Origin of the sequence: Pseudoalteromonas sp. TAE79 (assembly GCF_000498015.1) — a bacterium.
Classification (GTDB): Bacteria; Pseudomonadota; Gammaproteobacteria; order Enterobacterales; family Alteromonadaceae; genus Pseudoalteromonas.
Map to the genome: position 1 here is coordinate 18,993 of NZ_AUTL01000287.1, position 23,380 is coordinate 42,372.

20 protein-coding genes are annotated in these 23,380 nt (G+C 39.8%); 3 read left to right on the forward strand and 17 right to left on the reverse strand.

The genetic code is table 11. The annotated features are described in order from the left end of the window. Nucleotide 1 precedes the first annotated feature (1 nt). The 9 genes from L655_RS1000000126375 to L655_RS0123690 all read right to left on the reverse strand — a co-directional run bounded on the left by L655_RS1000000126375 (nt 2) and on the right by L655_RS0123690 (nt 11,942). Complete coding sequence (locus tag L655_RS1000000126375; RefSeq protein WP_024606478.1) at nt 2–1,558, reverse strand: serine protease; 1,557 nt, start codon at nt 1,556–1,558, stop codon at nt 2–4. 153 nt (nt 1,559–1,711) lie between these two features. Continuing rightward, nucleotides 1,712–3,949, reverse strand: a complete 2,238-nt coding sequence (locus L655_RS0123655) for an AAA family ATPase (protein WP_024606479.1) — start codon at nt 3,947–3,949, stop codon at nt 1,712–1,714. Further along, the gene (locus tag L655_RS0123660) at nt 3,946–4,374 is read right to left on the reverse strand and encodes a hypothetical protein (RefSeq protein ID WP_024606480.1); all 429 of its coding nucleotides are present in this window, start codon (nt 4,372–4,374) and stop codon (nt 3,946–3,948) included. The genes L655_RS0123655 and L655_RS0123660 overlap by 4 nt, the downstream gene beginning before the upstream one ends. Continuing rightward, a complete protein-coding gene (locus tag L655_RS0123665) occupies nt 4,371–4,787 on the reverse strand; it encodes a hypothetical protein (protein WP_024606481.1) in 417 nt (138 codons plus the stop codon). The genes L655_RS0123660 and L655_RS0123665 overlap by 4 nt, the downstream gene beginning before the upstream one ends. Beyond that, the gene (locus L655_RS0123670; RefSeq protein WP_024606482.1) at nt 4,780–6,870 is read right to left on the reverse strand and encodes a hypothetical protein; all 2,091 of its coding nucleotides are present in this window, start codon (nt 6,868–6,870) and stop codon (nt 4,780–4,782) included. The genes L655_RS0123665 and L655_RS0123670 overlap by 8 nt, the downstream gene beginning before the upstream one ends. After that, entirely contained in the window at nt 6,863–8,401 is a 1,539-nt protein-coding gene (locus tag L655_RS0123675) for a site-specific integrase (protein WP_024606483.1), read from the reverse strand. The genes L655_RS0123670 and L655_RS0123675 overlap by 8 nt, the downstream gene beginning before the upstream one ends. Before the next feature lies 1 nt (nt 8,402). Next, a complete protein-coding gene (locus L655_RS0123680) occupies nt 8,403–9,698 on the reverse strand; it encodes a site-specific integrase (protein ID WP_024606484.1) in 1,296 nt (431 codons plus the stop codon). A gap of 139 nt (nt 9,699–9,837) precedes the next feature. Further along, complete coding sequence (ssb, locus tag L655_RS0123685; protein WP_024598062.1) at nt 9,838–10,554, reverse strand: single-stranded DNA-binding protein; 717 nt, start codon at nt 10,552–10,554, stop codon at nt 9,838–9,840. A gap of 20 nt (nt 10,555–10,574) precedes the next feature. After that, nucleotides 10,575–11,942 carry an MFS transporter gene (locus tag L655_RS0123690; protein WP_010553785.1) on the reverse strand — a complete coding sequence of 456 codons (1,368 nt, stop codon included), beginning with the start codon at nt 11,940–11,942 and terminating at the stop codon, nt 10,575–10,577. A 162-nt stretch (nt 11,943–12,104) separates the two neighbouring features. Here L655_RS0123690 and uvrA point away from each other — a divergent pair, with 162 nt between their 5' ends. Continuing rightward, nucleotides 12,105–14,930 (forward strand): excinuclease ABC subunit UvrA, encoded by a 2,826-nt coding sequence (gene uvrA / locus L655_RS0123695; protein WP_024606485.1) that lies wholly within the window; start codon nt 12,105–12,107, stop codon nt 14,928–14,930. A 154-nt stretch (nt 14,931–15,084) separates the two neighbouring features. On the opposite strand, the gene trpS is transcribed toward uvrA, so the two are convergent. The 3 genes from trpS to rpe are packed head-to-tail and all read right to left on the reverse strand — an operon-like array spanning nt 15,085 to nt 17,470. Continuing rightward, on the reverse strand, nt 15,085–16,089 hold the full coding sequence (trpS, locus tag L655_RS0123700; protein WP_024606486.1) for a tryptophan--tRNA ligase: 1,005 nt from the start codon (nt 16,087–16,089) through the stop codon (nt 15,085–15,087). Nucleotides 16,090–16,121: 32 nt separating this feature from the next. Then, nucleotides 16,122–16,787: a phosphoglycolate phosphatase gene (locus L655_RS0123705; protein ID WP_024606487.1), complete on the reverse strand. Its 666-nt coding sequence runs from the start codon at nt 16,785–16,787 to the stop codon at nt 16,122–16,124. Beyond that, nucleotides 16,787–17,470, reverse strand: coding sequence for a ribulose-phosphate 3-epimerase (gene rpe / locus L655_RS0123710; RefSeq protein WP_002958386.1), 684 nt, complete (start codon nt 17,468–17,470; stop codon nt 16,787–16,789). Before rpe ends, L655_RS0123705 begins: the two co-directional genes overlap by 1 nt. Nucleotides 17,471–17,631: 161 nt before the next feature. Here rpe and L655_RS0123715 point away from each other — a divergent pair, with 161 nt between their 5' ends. Together L655_RS0123715 and L655_RS1000000126885 are read left to right on the forward strand one after the other, a co-directional pair. Further along, on the forward strand, nt 17,632–17,928 hold the full coding sequence (locus L655_RS0123715) for a hypothetical protein (RefSeq protein ID WP_002958385.1): 297 nt from the start codon (nt 17,632–17,634) through the stop codon (nt 17,926–17,928). A gap of 3 nt (nt 17,929–17,931) precedes the next feature. Next, nucleotides 17,932–18,117: a DUF2970 domain-containing protein gene (locus L655_RS1000000126885; protein ID WP_002958384.1), complete on the forward strand. Its 186-nt coding sequence runs from the start codon at nt 17,932–17,934 to the stop codon at nt 18,115–18,117. On the opposite strand, the gene L655_RS0123720 is transcribed toward L655_RS1000000126885, so the two are convergent. The 5 genes from L655_RS0123720 to L655_RS0123740 all read right to left on the reverse strand — a co-directional run. After that, a complete protein-coding gene (locus tag L655_RS0123720; protein ID WP_002958383.1) occupies nt 18,074–18,931 on the reverse strand; it encodes a Dam family site-specific DNA-(adenine-N6)-methyltransferase in 858 nt (285 codons plus the stop codon). The two genes, L655_RS1000000126885 and L655_RS0123720, sit on opposite strands and share 44 nt — an antisense overlap. A 53-nt stretch (nt 18,932–18,984) precedes the next feature. Next, nucleotides 18,985–20,337, reverse strand: a complete 1,353-nt coding sequence (locus tag L655_RS0123725) for an AAA family ATPase (protein WP_024606488.1) — start codon at nt 20,335–20,337, stop codon at nt 18,985–18,987. Next, complete coding sequence (aroB, locus tag L655_RS0123730) at nt 20,338–21,408, reverse strand: 3-dehydroquinate synthase (protein WP_024596026.1); 1,071 nt, start codon at nt 21,406–21,408, stop codon at nt 20,338–20,340. A 27-nt stretch (nt 21,409–21,435) separates the two neighbouring features. Next, nucleotides 21,436–21,954, reverse strand: a complete 519-nt coding sequence (aroK, locus tag L655_RS0123735) for a shikimate kinase AroK (protein ID WP_004589350.1) — start codon at nt 21,952–21,954, stop codon at nt 21,436–21,438. Between the two features lie 184 nt (nt 21,955–22,138). After that, nucleotides 22,139–23,380: type IV pilus secretin PilQ family protein (locus L655_RS0123740; RefSeq protein ID WP_029752386.1), on the reverse strand; the 1,242-nt coding region annotated here is incomplete at its 5' end.

The following is a 23,380-nucleotide window of genomic DNA, read 5'->3' on the forward strand; positions in this document are numbered from 1 at the left end:
ATCACTCTGCCACAACAAGCACTACACTATTAGAAATATTCTCTATCAGCTCTGTTTTTTCTAAGGCTTTTGGCTTGACTGGTTCAATATAGTCTACACCGTGATTTATCAGCATTGGCAATGCATAAGCTATTTTAACGGCATAATTTACATTTTGAGCCAATGTTCCCGTAGCTTTAATAGCTGCTGATTGATTTAACGATGCTGAAGCAATTCCAATGACAACACCTTGATTATTTACCATCGGACTACCTGAGTTTCCGGGCTGTATAGGGGAATCAATTTGAAAATACCGAGTATCACCTTGGATGCCAGAATTGGCATTAACATACCCAAATGTCGCTTTTTGTTCGTTGCCTTGTAAGCCTATATTTGGATAACCTAAAATAGCGATTGCGGTTCCTTGCTTTGTTTTGTTTTTAAGCTCAATCGGTAAACCTTCAACTGCCTTATCTACTTTCAGTAAGGCGATATCATTGCTAGGGTCATAATCAACTAGAGTAGCCGATACAGATTTACCATTTAGAATGATTGAAATGTTTGATGAACCTTCTATTACGTGACTATTGGTAAGCACATAACCATCATTAGAAATAAAGAAACCTGTGCCAGTTGAAATTCCTTTAGAAGCGTCAGGTTGTGGCTCATCTCTTGTATTTGTAGTAGATGCCACTTTTTGCTCATCATATTTCTTTTTCATAGCTAGAGCATACTGACCGCTTTGCCTAACTTTATTAGTAGCTTGAGTAGCTTCTTCTGTTACTCTCATTAAAGTATTTAAATACTTCTCTGGTAACTGAACAGTTTCTTTCGCTGAGCCATATTCGAAAAGCTGATGCCAAGTTCCTTGATTGTTCTTAAGAACAACATAATTATCTGGCTTATCAGTGTTTGTATTAAAGAAGCCCCATTGGTTTGCAGTGTTAGTTGAGCTAGTATCGAAATTTTGTCTATTTCCGAAGAAATAACCATTACCAAAATAGCCTGTTTGCGTTGCCGTTCCGTTACTATACTTTCTATAATTTGAGCCTAGTGCTATTCCAGTAGTCTTATCAGTTTCAATCGATGCGAACACATAATCAATCTCGCCATCACTTTTAATTGAAGCGTAATTGTCTTGTGATTTTACAGGCTTATTATCTTCTCTTATGTACTGCCCAAACTGAATATTGTTAGTGCCTTTAACTCCCCTATAGTAATATTGCTCTGATATACCATCTTTAACGTAGCCTATTTCATAGTTTTCAACAGCGCCCCTGTTGGCGACCATCCGACCTAGCCCATATGCTTTACCATTTTTACATTCCCCGTCCCAAGTAATTGCATAAGAGCTACTTTGCTGAGAAACTGGAGCATACCCCTCCATTCTTAGTTCACACGGTTCTTTTTTGTTTGTTGGCTGCTTCCAGTTAGTCTTAAAGACCAATGCTTCACTGGATGATAATTTAGACTCGTATGTAGGAATTTCAGACTCTGAAACTGTTCGATAATTTGGCGTTGAATTACAGCCTGTTAATAGAATGCTGATCCCTATTGCTAATGGTAAAATCTTTTTCATACCAGTTCCCTTTATAATCTTTTTTGTCTTATATTTTTATTGAGATAAATATAACCAATTAAAAATATTATGTCATTGATCTTATGTACTAAGCAGTTAAATTAAACAAACCTGTTACAAAGTTTGCACTTCCAATGAATTCCCCTTTCCAGACTAAATCAGCTCAAATGCTAAATTTACCTTTTCTCTCAGAAAAGTTGCTCGATTTAATGCCCTTGAACCAACCTTAACTGCCTTTTCAATTACACTTTCATCTCCCATCACCACAAGCCTTTCACTTGGACGAGTTGATGCGGTGTATAGCAATGTTTGGTCTATCATTTTTTCCGCTTCGTTGGGTAGCATGACAAAACAATTAGGCCATTGTGAACCTTGAGATTTGTGGATAGTAATTGCATATCCAAGGTGCAGCTTTTCTAATAGCTCAGCAGTAACATTAATCAAGGCGTTGTTTACTTCAATAACAGCAACAGCACCATAATCATCAGGTTGTTCAAACACTTCAACAATAAGCCCTAAGTCACCGTTTCTGAGGTCTGCATCTTCATCGTAGTTGTTTGCGGTGACTAATACAGGATCTCCTTTTAATAATCTTGAACCCGTTGATGTAATCCAAGGAATCCAGCCTGTTAATGAATCTTGAAAGTAAATGGCTTGCCTGTCATTGCCTACTGATGCTTGCAGCTCCACATTTAGGTTATTTACGCCAAATTCGCCTTTTCTAATAGGCGATAAAACAATGCTTTTTTCAATACCGCCAGACTCTTGCCAAAGTGCTATGAGCCTTTCGATGGTCGGCCTTGTTTCAATCGAGCAGTCGCCACCCTCCCTTAGTGTGTTTTTGCTAAGCTCAGGAAGCTCAATCAACCCATTTCTAACAGATGTCGAAAACTTGTGTATCCCGCTTTCCTCGCTTTGCCGCTTAACCTGCGTTAAATTAAAAAACGGTATCTGAGTATCAGTTAGGGCGTGAAATACCAAACCATTACCTACAGGCGGCAATTGAGCAGTGTCACCAACAAAAATGACTCTAGCAGCATATGGCAACATTCCAACTAGTCTATACATAGACAGAAGGTCCACCATTGATGATTCATCAATGACTAATATTATTTGCTCAGGTAAATCAGGCTTATTATCGCCTAGATGCTCACCAATAAACTTTGCAATGGTTTTGGCTGGCCTTTGGGTACTTTCCGCCATACGCTGTGCTGCACGGCCTGCTAATGCCACTTGGTAACACTCTACACCATCTGCAACTCTATTATAAACACCTAAAACGGCTTTAAGTATGGTTGTTTTGCCAGTACCTGCACCACCTGATATACCGCACACAGGAGATAACACGGCACCAATAATAGCGTCTCGCTGGTCATCAGTTAGGTTAAAGTCCAAAGTTCTCTCATAATCAGTTAATGCTGCTTGCACTAAATCATTTGAAAGGGCAGTTTCCCAACCAGCTAGCAAGCAGCCATCACCAGCTTCTCTTTGATGTGCATCGACAAGAAACTGAGCAACAGAAGCTTCCATTAACGCTTTTCCGTAAACTTGATAACCACCATTGACCTGAACTAGCAGCCCCTGTTCACACGCTATATCACCAACATTAGTTGGAACATTCGACTTCATGAGTTTAGCGTATGCACTGTATAACTCATCGTTAGATATTACCGTTGAGCCTGTTTTATTTGCATGATTAATTGCCGCATATTGGGCGATACCAGCAACAACAACCTCATCTTCCAAAGTAAAGCCAAGCTTTAACGCCAATTGTGACACCTGCTCAAAAGAAGCTCCCATTGCTACTAACAGAAATGGGTGCTCTTTAACTTTATCTATCGCTTCTTCATCAAATATCGCCACTAATTTTTCACCAAAACCTAATGGTAAGTTCTGTTCTTCAAGCCAGTTAATCGTGTTAAAAAGAGCCTCGCTAGGCCAACTTTCTATTAAGTCCTTTACACGGTTTTCTGTCATACCAGCGATGTTTAGTAGTGCTTCTGTGTCCTGTGTTTCAATAAGGTGCGCTAGTTTTTTAAGTCGAACAAGTCGGTTTGCAATAACACTACCGATACCTTTGATATTGTTGCTTATCCAGCGAGATAAAATCCTTCCTGATGGCCTGAGAAATTTAATGTTTGCCGCATCAATGGTGTATTCACTTAACGAAAAGTCATTTATGGTAAAATGATTAAGATGTTCTTTACCTGAGACTTCCCATAAGCTACCTGCTGTAGCCGTATCTTTGGCGTGCTCTGGAAACTTAACAACTGTTGTTTTATCTCGCTTTTTGATCGAACCATCAGTATTGATAAGATCAACTGTTGCGTATGAATTGGCTCTCTGCTTCTTCACTTGAATGATTTGACGAAGGTGGGCAACTTCACTCATAACTTGAATCCTGCTGCGCCAGATTGAACCAACACTTGCTGTTTTTTGAATTTGGTTAATTCACGTTGTAGCTGTCTGTTTTCCGCCTCTAACTCAGCAATTCTTTGTGCCAGCGCATTGTTGCTTACTGCCGCCATACCTGATTGTTTTTCAGCTCTTTCTCGTGCAGCTTCATGAGACTTTTTATCTTCATCAATCTTGCGAAACCAGTAGCTATCAGCTTCCTCAATTAGTGCTCTTACAGCCTTATTCTGCGTACATACAGACTTTGCAAAACCCAGTTCTTCAGCTAATACTCTACGATTTATTTTGCCGCTGTACTCGTACTCGTGCCAGTCTCTAGCTGCATTACGTTCATCAATCCAAGTCTGAACCAATTTGATATTCTCTTGAGCAATCTGCTGTCCATTTTTTCCTTTGGTCATCGTCTATCAACCTCAGGTAGAGGCTTATCAAGTTGCCTGTCTAATAATTTCATATCAACATTGGGCATCATATATGCGTTATGTTGCCAACGAACAAACTGCTCTAGCAATTTTTCGTTTTGCTTTTCTAGCCTTTCCACTTTAGCTTCAAGAGTGGCTATTTGCTGTTTAGCAAACTCAAGTGTAATGTCTTTTTCTTCGTCTTTATTTGCTTCTTTAAGGCTTTGCTTTCTGTCGTTAAAAGCTTCAACTAAAGCAGGATAGGAAAGCAGTGTATGCCTACTAATATTCTTTTCCCCAAGCACCTTGGTAAGCTGCTCGGCAAAACTATTCCAAGTGAGTTTTCCTGACCACTTATCGAGTTCATGTAATGCCAATGGTAGTGTTTTTTCAGTAATGATTTTTTTAGGCATTTTCGATCCCCAATAACATTGCGACTTCAGGTTCTTCAACAAGATCTTGATCACTAGCGTTGATTTCTAGATCGTTTTGCTCAAGTGCTCGTTTTACAGGACTAGGATCATGTTCAGGCGGTATCCACAATATTGCCCCCTCTGGCGTATCTTCTGATTCGAGCCGCTCACGCTGTGTGCGAATATGAGCCAATTTCCATCCCAAGTGCGATACCCATCTATCAGCACCAAAAACACCATCTGCGTCATCTTCTGTCGCTTTATTGAATTGAGATTCGACCTTTTTTTCTAGATGTATAATTCGTTCAAGTGTTTTTGGCATACCTTTGATACAAACATGCTCTTTACATGTCATGCACTCTCCACCTTTCGTACATGGCGACATAGCGTAATCATGAACACACATACCATACTCGGTTACATCTGCTATGCCGATACGATTTACCCCTAAATCCTTATAGCTAACAGGCAAATTCATCTTAATAGCCTCTAACGCTGTTGGTCTCTCATTAAACTCAAGAATACTTCTAGCTTGCTGCTCACGTTCATCTTGTGTGCGCAGATCATAATGACGGTTATCGTTAATTCGAGCACGCCCAGCCCATCTAGCAAGCTGCCATGCATCCATACCACCACGCTCTGCATTGGTTGATAGCCAAACTCTGATCTGATGTGAAGTTAAGCGAATATCGGAGCCGTCTTCATCCTTGTAACCCATACGTTGGAATAATGTTTTAGGTGGATTTTTTAACTTGTCTCGAATTGCTAATTGAGTATTAAGCTCATTAACACTAGGCAAACGCCATGAGAATTCTCTAACGTCAAATTCGTTGTGAAACTCACGATCTCTTATCAATACTAAAGATTCCCAAACTGGGCGTTGAATAGAAGGTAGATTAGGCCAGTCTTGAGTTTGATACTCGGAAGCAACAAAGCTCGCTAAATCTTCATAAGTAGGCTCACCTGAGGATATTATTTTTTGAACCCACTTTGTGTTTTTACCACCAACCATATTCCATGCTGTTACGCTGCTGAACTGACTCGTTTTAGCTTTCATGCTTGTAATAGACTGCTCTGTAAAACTCATTGCATGTGCAAATTGATATGCATTTAGCGGTTTGTTTTCTGCAAAGTCGTCTGATGTACAGCAACCTGTATGGCGCATAAACACATTGGGATTGTCATGTGCGTATTTCGCAGCTTCTCTAGCTGGCTTGCCAATCTCCATTAGTCTGCTATGCGCTTCAATGACCGTTTGCTCTAAAGCTTCTGGAACCCATTTGATCGTATGTCCAAAACCTTTCTCAGCATACCACCTGACTCCAAGCGCTCCATTTTCTCCTCGGTGCAAACAGTCAACGGTTAGCTCTGATAGTTCCCCAGCTCTCCCCGGTGCAAACATCAACAATGTGATAACGCTAGACCAATATTTATCCTCTAAAGTTTCTGCATTCGCAAAGCTATCTGCTAAAGCAAGCATTTGGTGCATACTTGGGCAACGAGTATCTTGCCATTTACGAGAGTCTTCATCTGTTCTTTCGGCTTTTGCACCCACCTTAGGCCAAGGGTTCTCCCACGATTGAAGTGCAGGCACAATTCGCTTACTCCGAATGAACTCCAATAAGATCTCAATCTGATAGCCAATCTTATTTCTTCGATCTTTATTAGTAACTCTTTGCTTAGTGATAGTCTCTAATTCACCAATTACCAGTCCATCAGTTTTCAGTACATTTGCAATACCATGCACTTCAACAAGAGCGTCATGTAACATACGTAATGCGACCATTTTATTTGTTACGCTAGATACCGCTTTGATACTCTGGTTATAGCGGATATAGGCTTTTGCAAAAGACAAAAAAGGTTCATCCAAAGGGTCAAAATTCGCAGGATTTGACTTTGCTCTATACTTTGAAAAAGTCATCGCTATTGACCGATTTTTTTGCTTATGTTGCCAGTTGTTACTTTGCCAGCCGCCTTGCTCATCGTAGAGTGTTAATGTATTTTTGCAGTGCTCGATAAAACTGTCTAAATTTTGCTTAGCGCTTATCTCATGCTTAGGTTGAAAGTGAATAATATCAGCCATTTGCACACTCCTCTTTTGACTGCTCTTGCTTACACATCACGATGACTTGTTGAACTGCTAATAAAAGCCTATCTGTAGACTGAATAACATTATTGGATATGCCTAACTCTTTTTGCTTCTCTCTTTCCGCAAAGATCTCATTGAGAACTTCTTCATGAGGCGCTTCAATCCAAGGTTCAAAATTTGAACAGGTATAACAAGCTCTATATCCAGAAGCACAAAAAGCATAAGTTCCGCAGCTACCAACGTTGTCAGACTTGCCATTTTTGACTCGGCTATTCGGGTCATTTGCTCTAACTGCATCACGCTCTGATGCAATCAAATTCCCTGAAAAAGCTTGAGCTAAAGGCGCAAGCATAGGAGCCATTACTTCATCAATTTGCTTTGCTGTTTCTTCAGTATTTTCTGTATATACACCAATATTTTGTGTATCCGTGTGATCTAGTGCAGCAGCTAATGCAACACCACTAATCCCTCTTCGAGCTAGATTTGTTCCTTTGGTATATCTAAAACGTGAAGCTGTGAAGTTAATGTAATCACCTGTTCGTTCAGAGCAGGCTGTGTTTTTAATCGCTACTCCTCGCAATAATTCATATGCTGAATCAGCAGCCATATGTAAGTAGTCTGGCGTTTGCGAAAGTCTTGTTTCTAATTCATCTAAACTTGATAACCGATGAACTCTAGGTTCCTCAATAAAAATTGGGATCTGCTCACGTTGGGAAGCCGACAACTTTACTCCCAAGAAAGATTCAACGTATTGAATTGATTGGTTACGCTGATTATGAAGTAGAAGATATAAATCTTCATTTATTGGCAGTGGGGTAAATTGTTCTCTAAAGCCTACATCACGCTGTTTTGCTCTAGGGCAATTGATAACATAGTCATTACCATTTGAGTCTTCTCTAACAACTAAATCAACTGAGCGTAAGGAGCGAATTTGAACATATCTGCGACCAGTTAAAACCAACGCCATAAAACAGCAATATTCTTTTAAATTAAGAGTTCCTTGAGTAAAGGCATTTGATGCCCAGTCAATTAAAGCTCCAAGCTCATTATGCGTTAGAGGGCCAGAATATGGGCAAGCACCTTTTACGGCATTACCTTTTGGGTTTCCTTTTAAAGTTAACTCTTCTAAATAATCTGCAATTTCCTTGCTGACCCCATTGAATCCCCACTCGTGCCAAGCCAACAAGAACCCCTTGAGTGCACCTAGCTTATACTCGCTATCTGAATCAAATGACGCTCGATAATTTGTTAACCCTTGTAATGACAGTTTGCCTTCTTTTGTAGCCTTCATGTAAGCATTGAAGCGGTTAAACATATTAAAAGTATGCATAGCTGAGAGTTCTTCAGCGTAGCGGCACAAAGCTTTTCTAAAACCATCTTCTGTTTCTGGTTCAAGAGCGGTTAATCGCTGGAAATTAATTACTGTTGAACCATCTAGCCTCCACTCAATATCCGAAAAATAAAACGGATAACCGCTTTTCGTTGTGTGTTGGCTTACTAGTGCCTTATTCTTCTTTAATTGCATACTACTTGTCCTTCTTAGCTCGGTTAGTCCAGTGATCCATATCCTCTTTCATAACTCGATCAGCTTCTTCTCGAATGTGTCTCAGGTTATAAGTTTCAGCCGTTTTATCTGAACTCCAGCCATTCAGCTCTTTACGGATCTGAATTTCTTTCTTTTCGTTAATAGAGTTAATTTTGGGATTTTCTTTAGCCGCCTTATTAACCGCATCGATCTTCTTAGAGAGCTTGTAGTTAAAATTGTGGCGAAAACCATGACGAGTAATCTCTTCAAGCAGTTCTGGATGGATTGCAACCGCAGGTTTTAGAACTCTATTAACAAAAGTGCTATTGGAGATTGGGCTACCGTGATATTTACCATGTTTATGCGTAACAAATATATATGGGTGCTTTCTAGCCTCAGGTATTTTTGATCTTCTATCCATGATGTATTCACGTAACCTATCTGTGATAGCTTTAGCAACAGGAATTATACGCTCGTTAGTTTTCGCCACTGGCTGTTTCTTGCGAGGATCTTCAATCGCATCATGCCTACGAACAACAGCTACTTTTCCTTTTTGAAAATCAATATCTTGAATCTGCAAGGCCAATATTTCTCCAGCCCGCATCCCTGTAGCTTCCATTACTTCAAAAATTACTGCGTTTCGAAATTTAACTTCTTCGCCCTTGAATGGATTATCAGGTGAAGTCTCTTTAACAATACTTAAAATTCTTTCAAACGCTTTAGGGGGTGGTGCCTTGGTATTTGGATCCGCAGTAAGTCCTTTACCACTACTGCCTTTAGGCTTATTCGCTAACAGTAAATTTTTCATGGCTTCAATATTATTTGAAACCTCTTCTTCAATTAATTTCGTTTTGAGAATTGTTCTGGCTAAAAACTCTAGATAGGAAGCGATCTGACTCATTCGGTTTGAAGCATGATCGTTAGATACTTTTTGTATTGGTGTTACGCTAGCTGTTGATGCCGCTGCGAACTTGACGACATTCTTCTCGGATGTCTTTAGCCACTTCTTTAAACTCCTTGTATCTAATGTGCAATGGTCCCGTATGGAATAAACATCCTCGTCATTTAATAAGTGGCCTTGCTCAAACTCAGAGACAAGATTTCTATCATTAATATTTTCCCATAGTTTTAGATGAATCAGATGACCAAGTGAATTGGATATTGCCGATTGAGTGTGTGATGTTCTTAGCTTTTCAGTAACGTATAACGTTACCCAAAAATTGGGTAATCCACCTTCCCCCATTAAGATTGGATATCGTTCGCCGTTACTAAAAATCAGATCTCGAATTTGTGACATTGAGCACCTCTTTATCTACACTTTATTTATGTATAGTACCTAGAGAAATTATTGTCAACATATTTTCCAAAAAAATAAAAAGGACTTGTAAAAACAAGCCCTTAATGATTTTTATCTACAATTTTTACTTATGTATTCCTCAAAAGGGGATATCGTCGTCAAAATCAATGGTTGGTTCCATTGGGTTTGATGCACCACCTTGCGGGGCGTTTTGCGGTTTAGGAGCGAAGCCACCTTGCTGTTGTGGTGCACTTTTTTGCTGTGGTGCATAACCACCTTGCGGCTGATATTGATTACTTTGCTGCTGTGGTGCTGGAGCCGGTTTTGGTTGTGCTGCTGGTGCGGCTTGTTGCTGTGGATTATAGCCACCTTGCTGTGCGCCTTGACCTTGGTTATTTTGACCGTAACCACCACTTTGTTGGCCACCTTGCGGCTGATTACCTTGGTAACCACCACCTTGTTGGCCGCCTTGATTACCTTGATAACCACCGCTTTGCTGATCGCCACCGCGTGCGCCAAGCATTTGCATTTGACCTGTAAATCCGTCAACTACAATTTCAGTTGTGTATTTTTCTTGGCCTTGTTGATCGGTCCACTTACGTGTTTGAAGTTTACCTTCAACATAAATTTGTGAACCTTTACGACAATATTCACCAACAATTTCAGCTAATTTGCCAAAGAACACAACACGATGCCACTCAGTTTTATCAACCATTTGGCCAGTGTTTTTATCTTTATAGCTATCCGAAGTTGCTAAGGTAATATTTGCTACACCATTGCCGTTAGGCATATAACGAACTTCAGGATCTTGCCCTAAATTACCAACCAAAATTACTTTGTTCACACCGCGTGCCATGGAACCATCTCCTATAAATGTTAGATTAAACCAGCTACTTTACGCGCTTGGTCTAGGTCAAATTCTTTATCATTAATCTTTAAATAGCTGCGACTTTCATCGCGAACCACAGTTGCTTCTATTACACCTGGTAAAGCAACTAACTGAGAAGCAAGTGTTTGAGCATGCTCTTCAGAATCTAATTTGGTCATTAAACTAATAACTTTACTTTTGGGTGGGACTTGCATTTTCCACGCAATAATAAGCCATATTAACCCAACAAGTGCCGCTGCCGCAAACACAGCTTGCGTCGTTGTAGTTTGTGCTACATAACCACCTAACATACCGCCTAAAAAGGCGCCTAAAAACTGACTAGATGAGTAGCCACCCATTGCTGAACCTTTTTGGCTTGCAGGTGCTATTCGCGATACAAGCGCAGGCATAGTGGCTTCTAAAAAGTTAAACGCCACAAAATAAAGCAGCATACACACAGCAATGCCTACTACACTATTAACCCATACCGACATTGCTAGCATACTAATAGTTAACAAGGCTACTGAGCCAATAAATGCTTGTTTTTCTTTCTCTTTTTTAATGGCCACAATCATTATTGGTACCATTAATAAAAATGCTAAAAATAGCACTGGAATATACAAATACCAGTGGTGGTCGGCAACTAAGCCATCTTTAATTAATTGACTCGGCAGTACGACAAATATTGTGGTTAGCGTTAAGTGTAATAGCAATACACCTGCATTTAATCGTGCTAACTGAGGGTGCTTAATTAGTTTTTTAATGTCGCTAAAGCTTGCTAATGTATCGCCTTTGGGCGCTTTATTTACCGCATTTGGCACTAGCATAGTCACTATAAATATACCAAAAACAGCTAAAATAGCAGTCAACCAAAATACACCCGCAATACCCCACGAAGCTGCGACAATTGGCCCAAGTAGCATAGCAAAGGCAAAGCTCATTCCTATGCTCATACCAATAACGGCCATTACCTTTGGTCGTTGCTCATCGCGGCTTAAATCTGAAGCAAACGCGAGTAGTGCACTGGCTATTGCGCCCATACCTTGTAGAGCGCGGCCTACGGTAACCATTTGAATAGAGTCAGCTAATGCAGCAACTACAGAGCCAATAGCAAATACGACTAAGCCACCAACAATAACCTTTTTACGACCAATCTTATCGGATAATCGACCCATAGGTATTTGCAATACGGCTTGCGTTAAACCATACGCACCAATGGCAAAACCAATCCAAATAGGCGAAAAACCTTCAAGCGATTGTCCATAAATAGCCAATACAGGCATCAGCATAAACAAGCCGAGCATTCTAAATGCAAACACACTCGCCAGCGATACTGCGGCGCGTTTTTCTCGTGAATTAAGTGAAGATGCGGTCATTATCTGCGTGATCTTACTCTATGAAAAATTGAGGTTGGGATTCTACCATAAGCTTGGCAATAATTAATCGCCTATAAGTAAGGATTTTTCATTGATCAAGGATTAATATTGCTTCGTATTATGCGATACTGAGTAAATAATTTTGGTAATAAACGAGATAGCATGGAAAACATTGAAGTCCGAGGCGCCCGTACGCATAATTTAAAAGACATCAGCCTAACCATCCCACGTGATAAATTAATAGTTATTACGGGTCTATCTGGTTCGGGGAAGTCATCACTTGCATTTGATACGCTTTATGCAGAAGGACAACGCCGATATGTTGAATCACTCTCTGCGTACGCAAGACAATTTTTATCGCTCATGGAAAAGCCTGATGTGGATCACATCGAAGGCCTCTCTCCTGCCATTTCTATTGAGCAAAAGTCAACGTCTCATAACCCGCGTTCAACCGTAGGTACTATTACCGAAATTTACGATTACTTACGACTTATGTTTGCCCGCGTTGGCGAACCACGATGTCCTACACATGATTTACCACTTGCTGCGCAAACCGTTAGCCAAATGGTAGATACTGTTTTGGCTCTACCTGAGGGCAGTAAATTAATGCTGCTTGCGCCAATAGTAAAAGAGCGTAAAGGTGAGCATGTTAAGTTATTAGAACAGCTATCTAGCCAAGGTTACATTCGCGCCCGTATAGACGGTGAAGTATGTGACTTGTCTGATCCACCAACGCTTGAGCTTCATAAAAAACATACAATAGAAGTTGTTGTAGACAGATTTAAAGTAAAAGATGGCTTACAACAACGCTTAGCAGAATCGTTCGAAACTGCACTTGAAATGTCTAATGGTGTTGCACATGTAGCATACATGGACGATAGCAGCGCTGAAGAGATTCTATTTTCAGCAAATTTTGCCTGCCCTACTTGTGGCTATGCAATGACTGAACTTGAGCCGCGTTTGTTTTCGTTTAATAACCCAGCTGGTGCTTGTCAAACCTGTGATGGCTTAGGTATACGCCAATATTTTGATCCTAATCGCGTAGTGCATAACCCAGAGTTAAGCCTTGCTGGCGGTGCAATTAAAGGCTGGGATAAACGCAGCTTTTATTACTATCAAATGCTGCAAGCGGTTGCAGATCATTACAATTTTGATTTAGACGTGCCTTATCAAGATTTAGACAGCGACTCGAAAAAAATTATTTTAGATGGCTCTGGTAGCACTAAGATTGCGTTTAATTACCGTAACGACCGTGGCGATTTAATTACGCGTAACCATGAGTTTGAAGGCGTTTTAAACAACATGAATCGCCGCTACCGCGAGACCGAGTCAAACTCTGTACGCGAAGAACTTGCTAAATACCAAACAAGCCAAGCGTGTCCTAGCTGTCATGNCTCGCGCTTACGCGAAGAATCTCGAAATGTATTTATTGGACAAACCAACTTACCTGCAATCACATGCATGAGTATTGGTGAAGCCATGGAATTTTTTGAAGGTTTAGAGTTAACCGGACAAAAAGGCCAAATAGCTGAAAAAATATTAAAAGAAATTCGCGACCGCTTATCGTTTTTAATTAACGTTGGCCTAAATTATTTATCACTTGAACGTAGCGCCGATACATTATCAGGTGGTGAGGCTCAACGTATCCGCTTAGCCAGTCAAATTGGTGCCGGTCTTGTAGGTGTAATGTACGTACTAGATGAGCCATCTATTGGATTACATCAACGCGATAACGACCGTTTATTACAAACATTGATCCATTTGCGCGACTTAGGTAACACCGTTATTGTGGTAGAGCACGATGAAGATGCTATTCGTGCTGCAGATCATATTATTGATATTGGCCCAGGTGCGGGTGTTCATGGTGGGCATATTATTGCTCAAGGTACGCGCGACGATATTTTAGCAAGCAAAGAGTCTGTTACGGGCCAATTTTTATCAGGCGTACGTAAAATAGAAATACCAAAAGAGCGTCACCCAACGAACGACAAATGGCTAGAGCTATTTGGCGCAACGGGTAATAACCTTAAAAATGTGGATTTAAAAATCCCATTTGGTTTAATGACATGTGTGACAGGTGTATCGGGCTCAGGTAAATCAACGCTAATAAACGATACTTTATTTAAACTTGCTCATACAGAGCTAAATGGCGCAACCACTGCCGAAGCGGCACCGTATAAATCAATTAGCGGTTTAGATCATTTTGATAAAGTGATCGATATTGATCAAAGCCCAATTGGTCGTACTCCTCGTTCAAATCCGGCAACCTACACAGGTATATTTACCGGTATTCGTGAGTTATTTGCAGGCACACAAGAAGCGCGCTCACGTGGCTACAAAGTAGGTCGCTTTAGCTTTAACGTTAAAGGCGGACGCTGTGAAGCGTGCCAAGGTGACGGCTTAATTAAAGTTGAAATGCACTTTTTACCTGATGTGTATGTACCGTGTGATGTATGTAAGAGCAAACGCTATAACCGCGAAACGCTCGAAGTCCAATACAAAGGTAAAAACATACACCAAGTACTTGAGATGACTGTTGAAGACGCGCATGAGTATTTTGACAAAATACCGGCTATTGCACGCAAGCTTAAAACCTTAATGGACGTTGGTTTATCATATGTCCGCTTAGGTCAAGCCGCTACCACGCTTTCAGGTGGTGAGGCGCAACGTGTAAAACTAGCACGCGAGCTATCAAAGCGTGATACTGGTAAAACACTCTACATATTAGATGAGCCTACAACAGGCTTACACTTTGCTGATATTGAACAGCTGCTTGTTGTATTACATCGCCTGCGCGATCACGGTAACACCATTGTGGTTATTGAGCACAACCTCGATGTTATTAAAACAGCAGATTGGGTTATTGATTTAGGACCTGAAGGCGGAGCTGGCGGCGGTGAAATACTCATTGCAGGTACACCAGAAGAAGTGGCCGAATGTGAGCGTTCACATACTGGGCATTACTTAAAACCTCTATTAAATAAATAGAGGTTTTACTTACTCACCATAAGTAAAGGTTGTGTTAAGTACTCTAGAATTATAAAGTGGCGAGAAAATCAGCTTCTATATAAAGTATAATTATACTAATCAGTATTATATAAAAAATGCCGCTAACAAGCGGCATTTTTTTATTTTAATAAACTTACCCGCGAGGAATAAAACCAAGCGCATCGTATACCGATTTCAATGTTTTCTCAGCGCGTACACTTGCTTTTTCAGCACCTGACTTCATTATGCCAGCAAGTAGGTTTTGATCTTCTCTGATCTCTTTAAAGCGTGCTTGAATTGGCTCAATCATATTTACAACTGCATCTGCTGTATCTTTCTTTAAATGGCCATACATTTTATCTTCATACTCAGGAACTAGGTCTTCAATTGAGCGCTTAGTTGCAACACTCAATAAAGTAAGCAAGTTTGATACGCCAGGCTTTTCTGTGCGATCAAAATAAATACGTGCTTGTTCATCTGAATCAGTTACTGCTTTTTTAAGCTTTTTCACAATTTGCTTAGGCTCATCTAATAACATGATGTAACCATTTGGGTTTTCGTCAGACTTAGACATTTTTTTAAGTGGATCTTGCAAGCTCATTACGCGTGCACCAAACTCAGGGATGTACGGCTCTGGTAATTTAAATACGTCGCCATATAAATTATTAAAGCGTGTGGCTATATCGCGAGTCAGCTCTAAGTGTTGCTTTTGATCATCCCCTACTGGTACTTGATCAGCTTGGTATAATAAAATATCTGCAGCTTGCAATACCGGATATGAAAATAAGCCCACGTTTACGTTATTTGCGTGCTTAGATGACTTGTCTTTAAACTGAGTCATTCGATTAAGCTCACCCATTTGCGCGTAACAATTTAATACCCACGCTAATTGTGCGTGCTCAGGTACTTGCGATTGTACAAATAACGCAGATTTTTCAGGATCAATGCCACATGCCGCGTAAAGAGCAATACCATCTAACACTCGAGAGCGCAGTAATTCAGGCTCTTGGCGAACCGTAATAGCGTGTAAGTCTACTAACATAAAGAAACTTTCGTGGTCTTCCTGTAACTTTAGCCACTGGTTAATAGCGCCAACATAGTTGCCTATTGTCATACCACCGGTTGGCTGAATGCCGCTTAAAACTACTGGTTTACTCATGATTTTCCTTTATTTTGCTTAATGAATAATATTTAACGCTGCGTTAGAACAGGTATTATATCTAAGAAGTTATCGCATAGGTACTGCGGATTATAATCCTCAAGACTTTCACCTTGGTTATAGCCATAACTAAGTGCGATTACGTCTATATTAGCGGCTTTAGCTGCAAGTATATCGCTTTTAGAATCACCTATCATTATTGCTTTATTAGGCTCCGCATTTAGTTTTTTGCAGGCAAATAGCAATGGTTCTGGCGATGGTTTTTTTGCCATGTCGTCACCGCATACAACCACATCAAAATGACTCGTTAGTGCCAATTTTTCGAGTAGTTTCTCTGTAAAAATTCGAGACTTATTAGTGATTAATGCTTTAGGCATACCGCGAAGTGCTGCAAGCCCTGTTTCTACATGTTGGTACAAAACACTATACTCACCAACTTGCTGTTCATAATACTTATAGAACTGTAATATTGCTTTGCCACTAAGTGACTCATCTAAATTTTCACTCACTTGCATATCGCCACTCAAAGCGCGTTTTACAAGGACTTCAACCCCATTACCAATCCAACTTTCAACCAAGCGTTGACTAACAATAGGAAAAGCAAAATCGCTCAAGGTTAAATTAATAGCGATATACAAGTCGTAAACGCTATCAACCAAAGTACCATCTAAATCAAATAAGGCGACATCGTACTTCATTACTTAACACTTCCAAGCTGCTCACGCATTTGATCAATCACCACTTTGTAATCAGGTTGATTAAAAATAGCTGAACCTGCAACAAACATATCAGCACCCGCTCGAGCCGCTGCTGCAATATTATCGACTTTAATACCACCATCAACCTCTAAGCGAATATCTCGGCCTGATTCAATAATACGCTGTTTGGCTTGGCGTAATTTTTCAAGCGTATGAGGGATAAAGCTTTGCCCGCCAAACCCAGGATTTACCGACATTAGTAAAATGGTATCTAGCTTATCAATAACATGGTCTAAATAACTTAGGCTTGTTGCTGGGTTAAACACTAATCCTGCTTTACAGCCGTGATCTTTAATTAACTGTATTGTACGATCGACGTGCTCGCTGGCTTCAGGATGAAAAGTAATAATAGAAGCACCAGCCTCAGCAAATAAAGGTATTATGCTATCTACAGGCTTAACCATTAAATGTACGTCGATAGGTGCTGTAATACCGTAATCTCTTAGTGCTTTACACACCATAGGACCAATTGTGAGATTAGGTACATAGTGATTATCCATTACATCAAAGTGAACCACATCAGCACCCGCTTCGAGAACTTTATCAACATCTTCGCCTAGCTTTGCAAAATCAGCAGACAAAATAGAAGGGGCTATTAAATATTTTTGCTCTGGGTTAAACATGATTAACTCCATCAATAAATAGTGTATTGCGTTAATGTAACTTAATTGAAGATGTTACCCAAGTAATATGGCGTAATAGCCCCCATTTTAGGTAACTTTAAGTTTGATATTTAACCAGTATTTGCTATGATTAAAAAAGTAACAAATTATTGGATTTCATCATGCGTGCTTTTAAAATTGGGATATTAATTGCGTCGGCATTACTGCTTATCGGGGCGTTTAGCTTTGGTTCAAGCTCTGAGCAAGAATTAAGCTCAGTGAGTAATTGTCATAATACACAAGTGGTAAGTGCTCAAAACACTTTAACTGCGTGTATTAAAGCTGAAGAAGAGTCATCATGGTTTTCGTGGTTAACTGGCGATAGCCGTAGTGCTCAGTTTCATTACCTTGATTTACTGGAACTACTTACTAGTTCTGAAGATTCTAAAAACGCTCCTTCTTTAAAACCTTTATTTTAAATAATGCTACAATTTTTTAGCGCGTTGCAAAGTGTGCTAGCTGCATTTTTTGGTGTTCAATCTGAAAATAAACGCCAAGTCGATTTTAAACAACATTCCCCTTTATCCATCATTTTAATTGCGATTGTACTATTTGTTGCTTTTGTTATCGCAATTTACGCAGTGGTTGCTTGGGTGCTAAATACATAGCCATCAACTCGTCAACTTTATTTCTAGAGCCACCTTTGGGGCTAATAGTGCGCTTTACTTGAATTTGCTCAAGCGATGCTTGGCTATAAATTTTACGCGTCCACACGGTATCGTGGTTTGAAATAAGCACAGGCGTGTTATTTTCAAATGCGGCTTGTTCTGCCAAATTAGCTAAGTTAGCCTGATCATCTAAATTAAACCCCCCTTTTGCGTAAGACGTAAAAGAAGCCGTTTTACTTAATGGTACATAAGGTGGGTCGCAATAAATAACAGCATTGTTAGGCACTAACTTAAAAACGTCATCGTAATCTAAACAAGTGAACGTTGCTTTTTGTGCTTTTTCAGCAAAAAAATACATTTCTTTTTCAGGAAAGTAAGGCTTTTTATACTTACCAAAAGGCACATTAAAAATGCCTTTTAAATTATACCTACACAGTCCGTTGTAACCATGGCGGTTCATGTATAAAAACAAGATTGAACGTTCGTATACATCACGGCTTTGATTAAACTGCACACGATATTCGTAATACGCATCTGCGTGATTATTCAAATCAACAAATAGCTTTTTAGCGTCACTAATAAGCTCATCTGGAGAGCTTTTAAGCTCTTTATATAAGTTAATTAAGTCTGCATTGATATCATTGAGGATATAGTGCTTAAAGTCACTATTTAAAAACACAGAGCCTGCACCAACAAAAGGTTCAACCAAAGTATCAGCATGCTTGCTAGCTTGGTTTAATCGCGCATTAATGTTTTCAACTAGGCTGTATTTTCCGCCGGCCCATTTAAGGAAGGCTCTACTTTTTTGCTGCATTGGCTCTTTACTTCAATCTGGTGTTGCGCGATTTTACACTAAAGCAGTGTGTTTTACTGATCAACGACTGCTATTTCTTGCTTTATTTTACTAATTTTTTTATAGAAAGGTTTATTTTTTCTAACCCCAGGGGGTAAAGTATCCATTGCTGATTTTGCCTCGTTTATACTCTCAAAGCTGCCAAATGTAACAACCCACCATATTTGATTATTTCGCTTCGTTTGGTAAGAATGTGCTTGCTGCTGTAGATTGAATTGAGCAATGAAATTATCGCGAACTTCCTGCTGAGTTACCGCTAATAATTGAATAACACTATTTGTATCTGCTTGCTGCATGTACCAAATATTATCTTGGCTGATCTGAGTTTGCTCTGCTGTATTTACTTTCTCTACTTTTAGAGCTTTAGATACAACGTCACCTGCTTCACTGCTTTTGTTTTTAGCGCTATTATCAATAGCATTGTCTAATACCTTAACTGTATTTGCAGGTTCGGTAAGACTTTGCATGATAGCAGGCACATCATTAATGTGTACGCTCTTTGGCTCAATATCTGGCTCAACTCCTTCAGGGTCATTTAAGGTAACTACTGAGTCATTTTGCTTTATAACCGGCTCACTTACTTGCTCTACAGATATTGCTGTATTTAGGACTTGTGTTTCTTCCTGCTGATAATATTGTTGCCACCACTGCGTCATATCAGACTTATAAAGCAGACCAATAATTAAAAGCATAATTAACAACATCAAAATCAATAAGTGTAATCGCCAAGATACTTTATCTTTAACGATAATATCGGCTATGTGCTCGCTAGGTTGCCAAGCAAGCAATAAACTGGGGTTACCATGAGCCTCGGCTAAAAAAGTACTAAAAACAGGGTCTTCATCATAAGGTAAATCAGTAAAGTACCACTGCAATAACATCTTGCTTTCTCGAAGCGTTAGTGGCTCCAAGTAAATTTCGACAACGTCATTTAAAGCAAGTTTAGACTGTGATGCAATTATGATATACAACGTATTAGGGCTATTTTTAGAAAGCAGCTCAAGCTCAATTAGTATCTCTTCAGATAGTTGCCTACCGCCATCAAGCACCCATAAACAAGGTCCGCACTGCTGTTGCTCAAGTAGCTGGTAATAGTTTTCAGGTAAACTTAAATTATGATCAACCAAAGGGGAATTAAAGCTTTGCTCTAATAAATCGCTCATTAGCTGAGCGTCAGTCATTTGTGCACTTACTTGCACAAACGCTTTATTAAAGTCATTGTATTTATCTGTAATGAAGGTTTCGAGCATATAACTTTTACCTAGCCCCGATGTGCCAAGTAAAACTATTAAATTTTGTCCGTACTCAAATTGCAGTGCGATTCTATCCACCAAAGCCGCACGGCTTGGTAAAATTTGTGACTGCATTTACTGCTCGATTAAGTCTCTAACTTGGTCATCAGAAACATCATCAACTAATGCACACTGGCCAAATTGGGTAGGTAGAATAAAGCGTATAGTGCCTCTTTTATTCTTTTTGTCTTTACGCATATGCGTTAGGAACTGCTCGCTAGTCATTTGCTTTGGAATTTCTGTTGGTAAATTATATAGCTCAAGCAGCTTAATAATTCGATCAACTTCACTTGCGCTTAAATCTTGGCGTGTCTTGGCAAGTTTAGCTGCTAATACCATGCCTGTTGCAACAGCTTCGCCATGTAACCAAACGCCGTAGCCCATTTCTGCCTCAATTGCATGGGCAAATGTATGACCTAAGTTTAATAAAGCACGTAAACCATGCTCTTTTTCATCTTGCGCAACTATAAGTGCTTTTATTTCACAACATCTAAAAATAATATGCTGTAAACATGTTTCATCTAGTTGCTGCAAATTAGCTACGTTTCGCTCTAAGTATGCAAATAATTCGGTATCGTAAATCAGACCATACTTAATTACTTCAGCCATACCTGCTGCAAACTCTCTTGCTGGTAGGGTGTGTAATGTTTGTGTATCAATAAAAACCGCTTGAGGCTGATAAAATGCCCCTATCATATTTTTACCTAAAGGATGATTTACTGCCGTTTTACCACCTACCGATGAGTCAACCTGTGAAAGCACTGTCGTTGGTATTTGAATAAACGGTACGCCGCGCTGATAACACGCCGCTACAAAACCAGTTAGATCACCTATAACACCGCCACCTAACGCAATTAAGCACGTATCTCGGCCACAGTTATTTTGGAGTAAAAATGCTGATATTTTTTCAAACCATTCAAGTGATTTATATTGTTCACCGTCAGGAATAATAAAAGATAGCGGATTTTGATCTGCTAATGAGTCAAGTAACGCTTGTAAATATAAAGGCGCTATTGTGTCATTAGTAATGATGATAGGCCGACAATCACCAATGTGGTGAACCAGGCGGCCATTATCTTGAAGTGCAGATTGCCCAATATAAATAGGATAACTTCGCTCGTCCAAATTAACTGTTAATTTAAGCATGCTTAGTTATTTCCTTATTATTGGTTTTTAAAAATCTAATTTCTCGATGATTTGGTTAGCAACAACTTTAGCGCTTTGCTCATCGGTACGTACAACAAAATCGGCAACTTCTTTGTATAGGGGCTCGCGTTCTTCTGCTAAGCGCTCTAGTACGTTACGAGGTGCTTCTTCAGTTTGCAGTAATGGGCGACGCTTGTCGCGTTGCGTGCGTGCAACTTGCTTTTCTATAGGTGTCTCTAGGTATACAACAATACCTCGAGCCGAAAGCTTGTTTCGAACTTCTTTGCTCATTACTGAACCACCACCGGTAGCAAGTACAATACCTTGCATCTCGGTTAAATCGCCAATAACAGACTCTTCTCGAAGTCTAAAGCCTTCTTCACCTTCAAGATCGAATACCCATGCAATATCTGCACCTGTGCGGCGTTCGATTTCTTGATCAGAATCAACAAATTCAAGGTGTAATTGGTCAGCGATGTGACGACCAATCGTGCTTTTGCCAGCCCCCATGGGGCCAACTAGAAATATATTACGTTTCTCAGCCATATCTTTTAGTACAAACAAACTCTAAAATTTGAAATAAAACCCCGCCTAACGACCTGGCCCCAAAATTAAGGAGGGGATTATCTCAGTAATTGCGGGGGTATTTCAAGTCAATTAGCATAAAAAGCCATATAACGAGCAATTAATCTAAATAATCACCCGTTGGTTAACATAAAACCACTGTATTTTAATCAATTTGTATTTTTGGTGTCACAAAAATAAGTAATTCACGCTTTTCATTAAACTCACTTGTGGTTTTAAATAGTCTTCCTACGTAAGGAATGTCACCTAAAATTGGCACTTTACTCGTAGTATTAATGATCTGCTGCTGGAAAATACCACCGAGTACTACGGTTTGTCCATTCTCAACTAACACTTGAGTTTGAATCTCTTGGGTATCAATTGACACTGCTTCACCTGTTCCCGTTTGTACAGTATCACCACGTGTGTCTTGAGTAATAATTAAGTCTAGAATTACTTTATTATCAGGTGTGATATGAGGGGTTACTTCTAAGCTTAGTACCGCTTTTTTAAAGCTTACAGTAGTAGCACCACTTGAAGCTGACTCAGTGTAAGGGATTTCAGTACCTTGCTCTATTCGCGCTTTTTGCTGATTAGCCGCTATGATACGCGGGCTAGCAATAATTTCGCCTTTATTCTCTTCTTCAAGCGCACTTAGCTCTAAATCAATTAATGTACCGTTAGCCAATTTTGCTATGTGCAAACCAATACTGGCCGCAGGATTAGAAATTGGTAAATTTACATTTAATCGATCTGAAATACTTGGCGCATTTGAAGTTGATGTCGCATTATAAATACCTTCAGCGCCTTCAAGGGAGCCAGAAATACCAACACTACTGCCTTGATCACTAAAGCCCCAGCGTACGCCTAAGTCTTCAGTAACGTTATCGCGCACAGTTACCATTCGAGATTCGATTACAACCTGCTGCACTGGAATATCAAGCGTTTCTATCATCCGGCGAATGTTTTCTATACTCTTAACAGTATCTTTCACTAATAAAGTATTTGTACGCTGATCAACCGATACACTACCACGGGCAGTTATAATACTGTTCCTATCTGTTTTTAATAAGTCAGCAAAATTTTCGGCTTTAGCATAGTTTAATCGAATGTATTCACTATAGAGTGGTTCTAAGTCTTCAACTTGCTGTTTAGCTTTTAAATCCTTAGCTTCACGTGCCGCAAGCTCCTCTGCAGGCGCTACCATTAAAATAGAGCCATCCATTCGTTTGTCTAGCCCTTTAATACGCAATACTACGTCAAGCGCTTGATCCCACGGTACGCCATCTAAGCGCAGTGTTATATTACCTGTCACTGAATCACTGGTTACTAAGTTAAAATCGTTATAACCCGCAATAATTTGTAGTGCTGCACGCACAGAGATATCTTGAAAATTTAAGGTCATAGG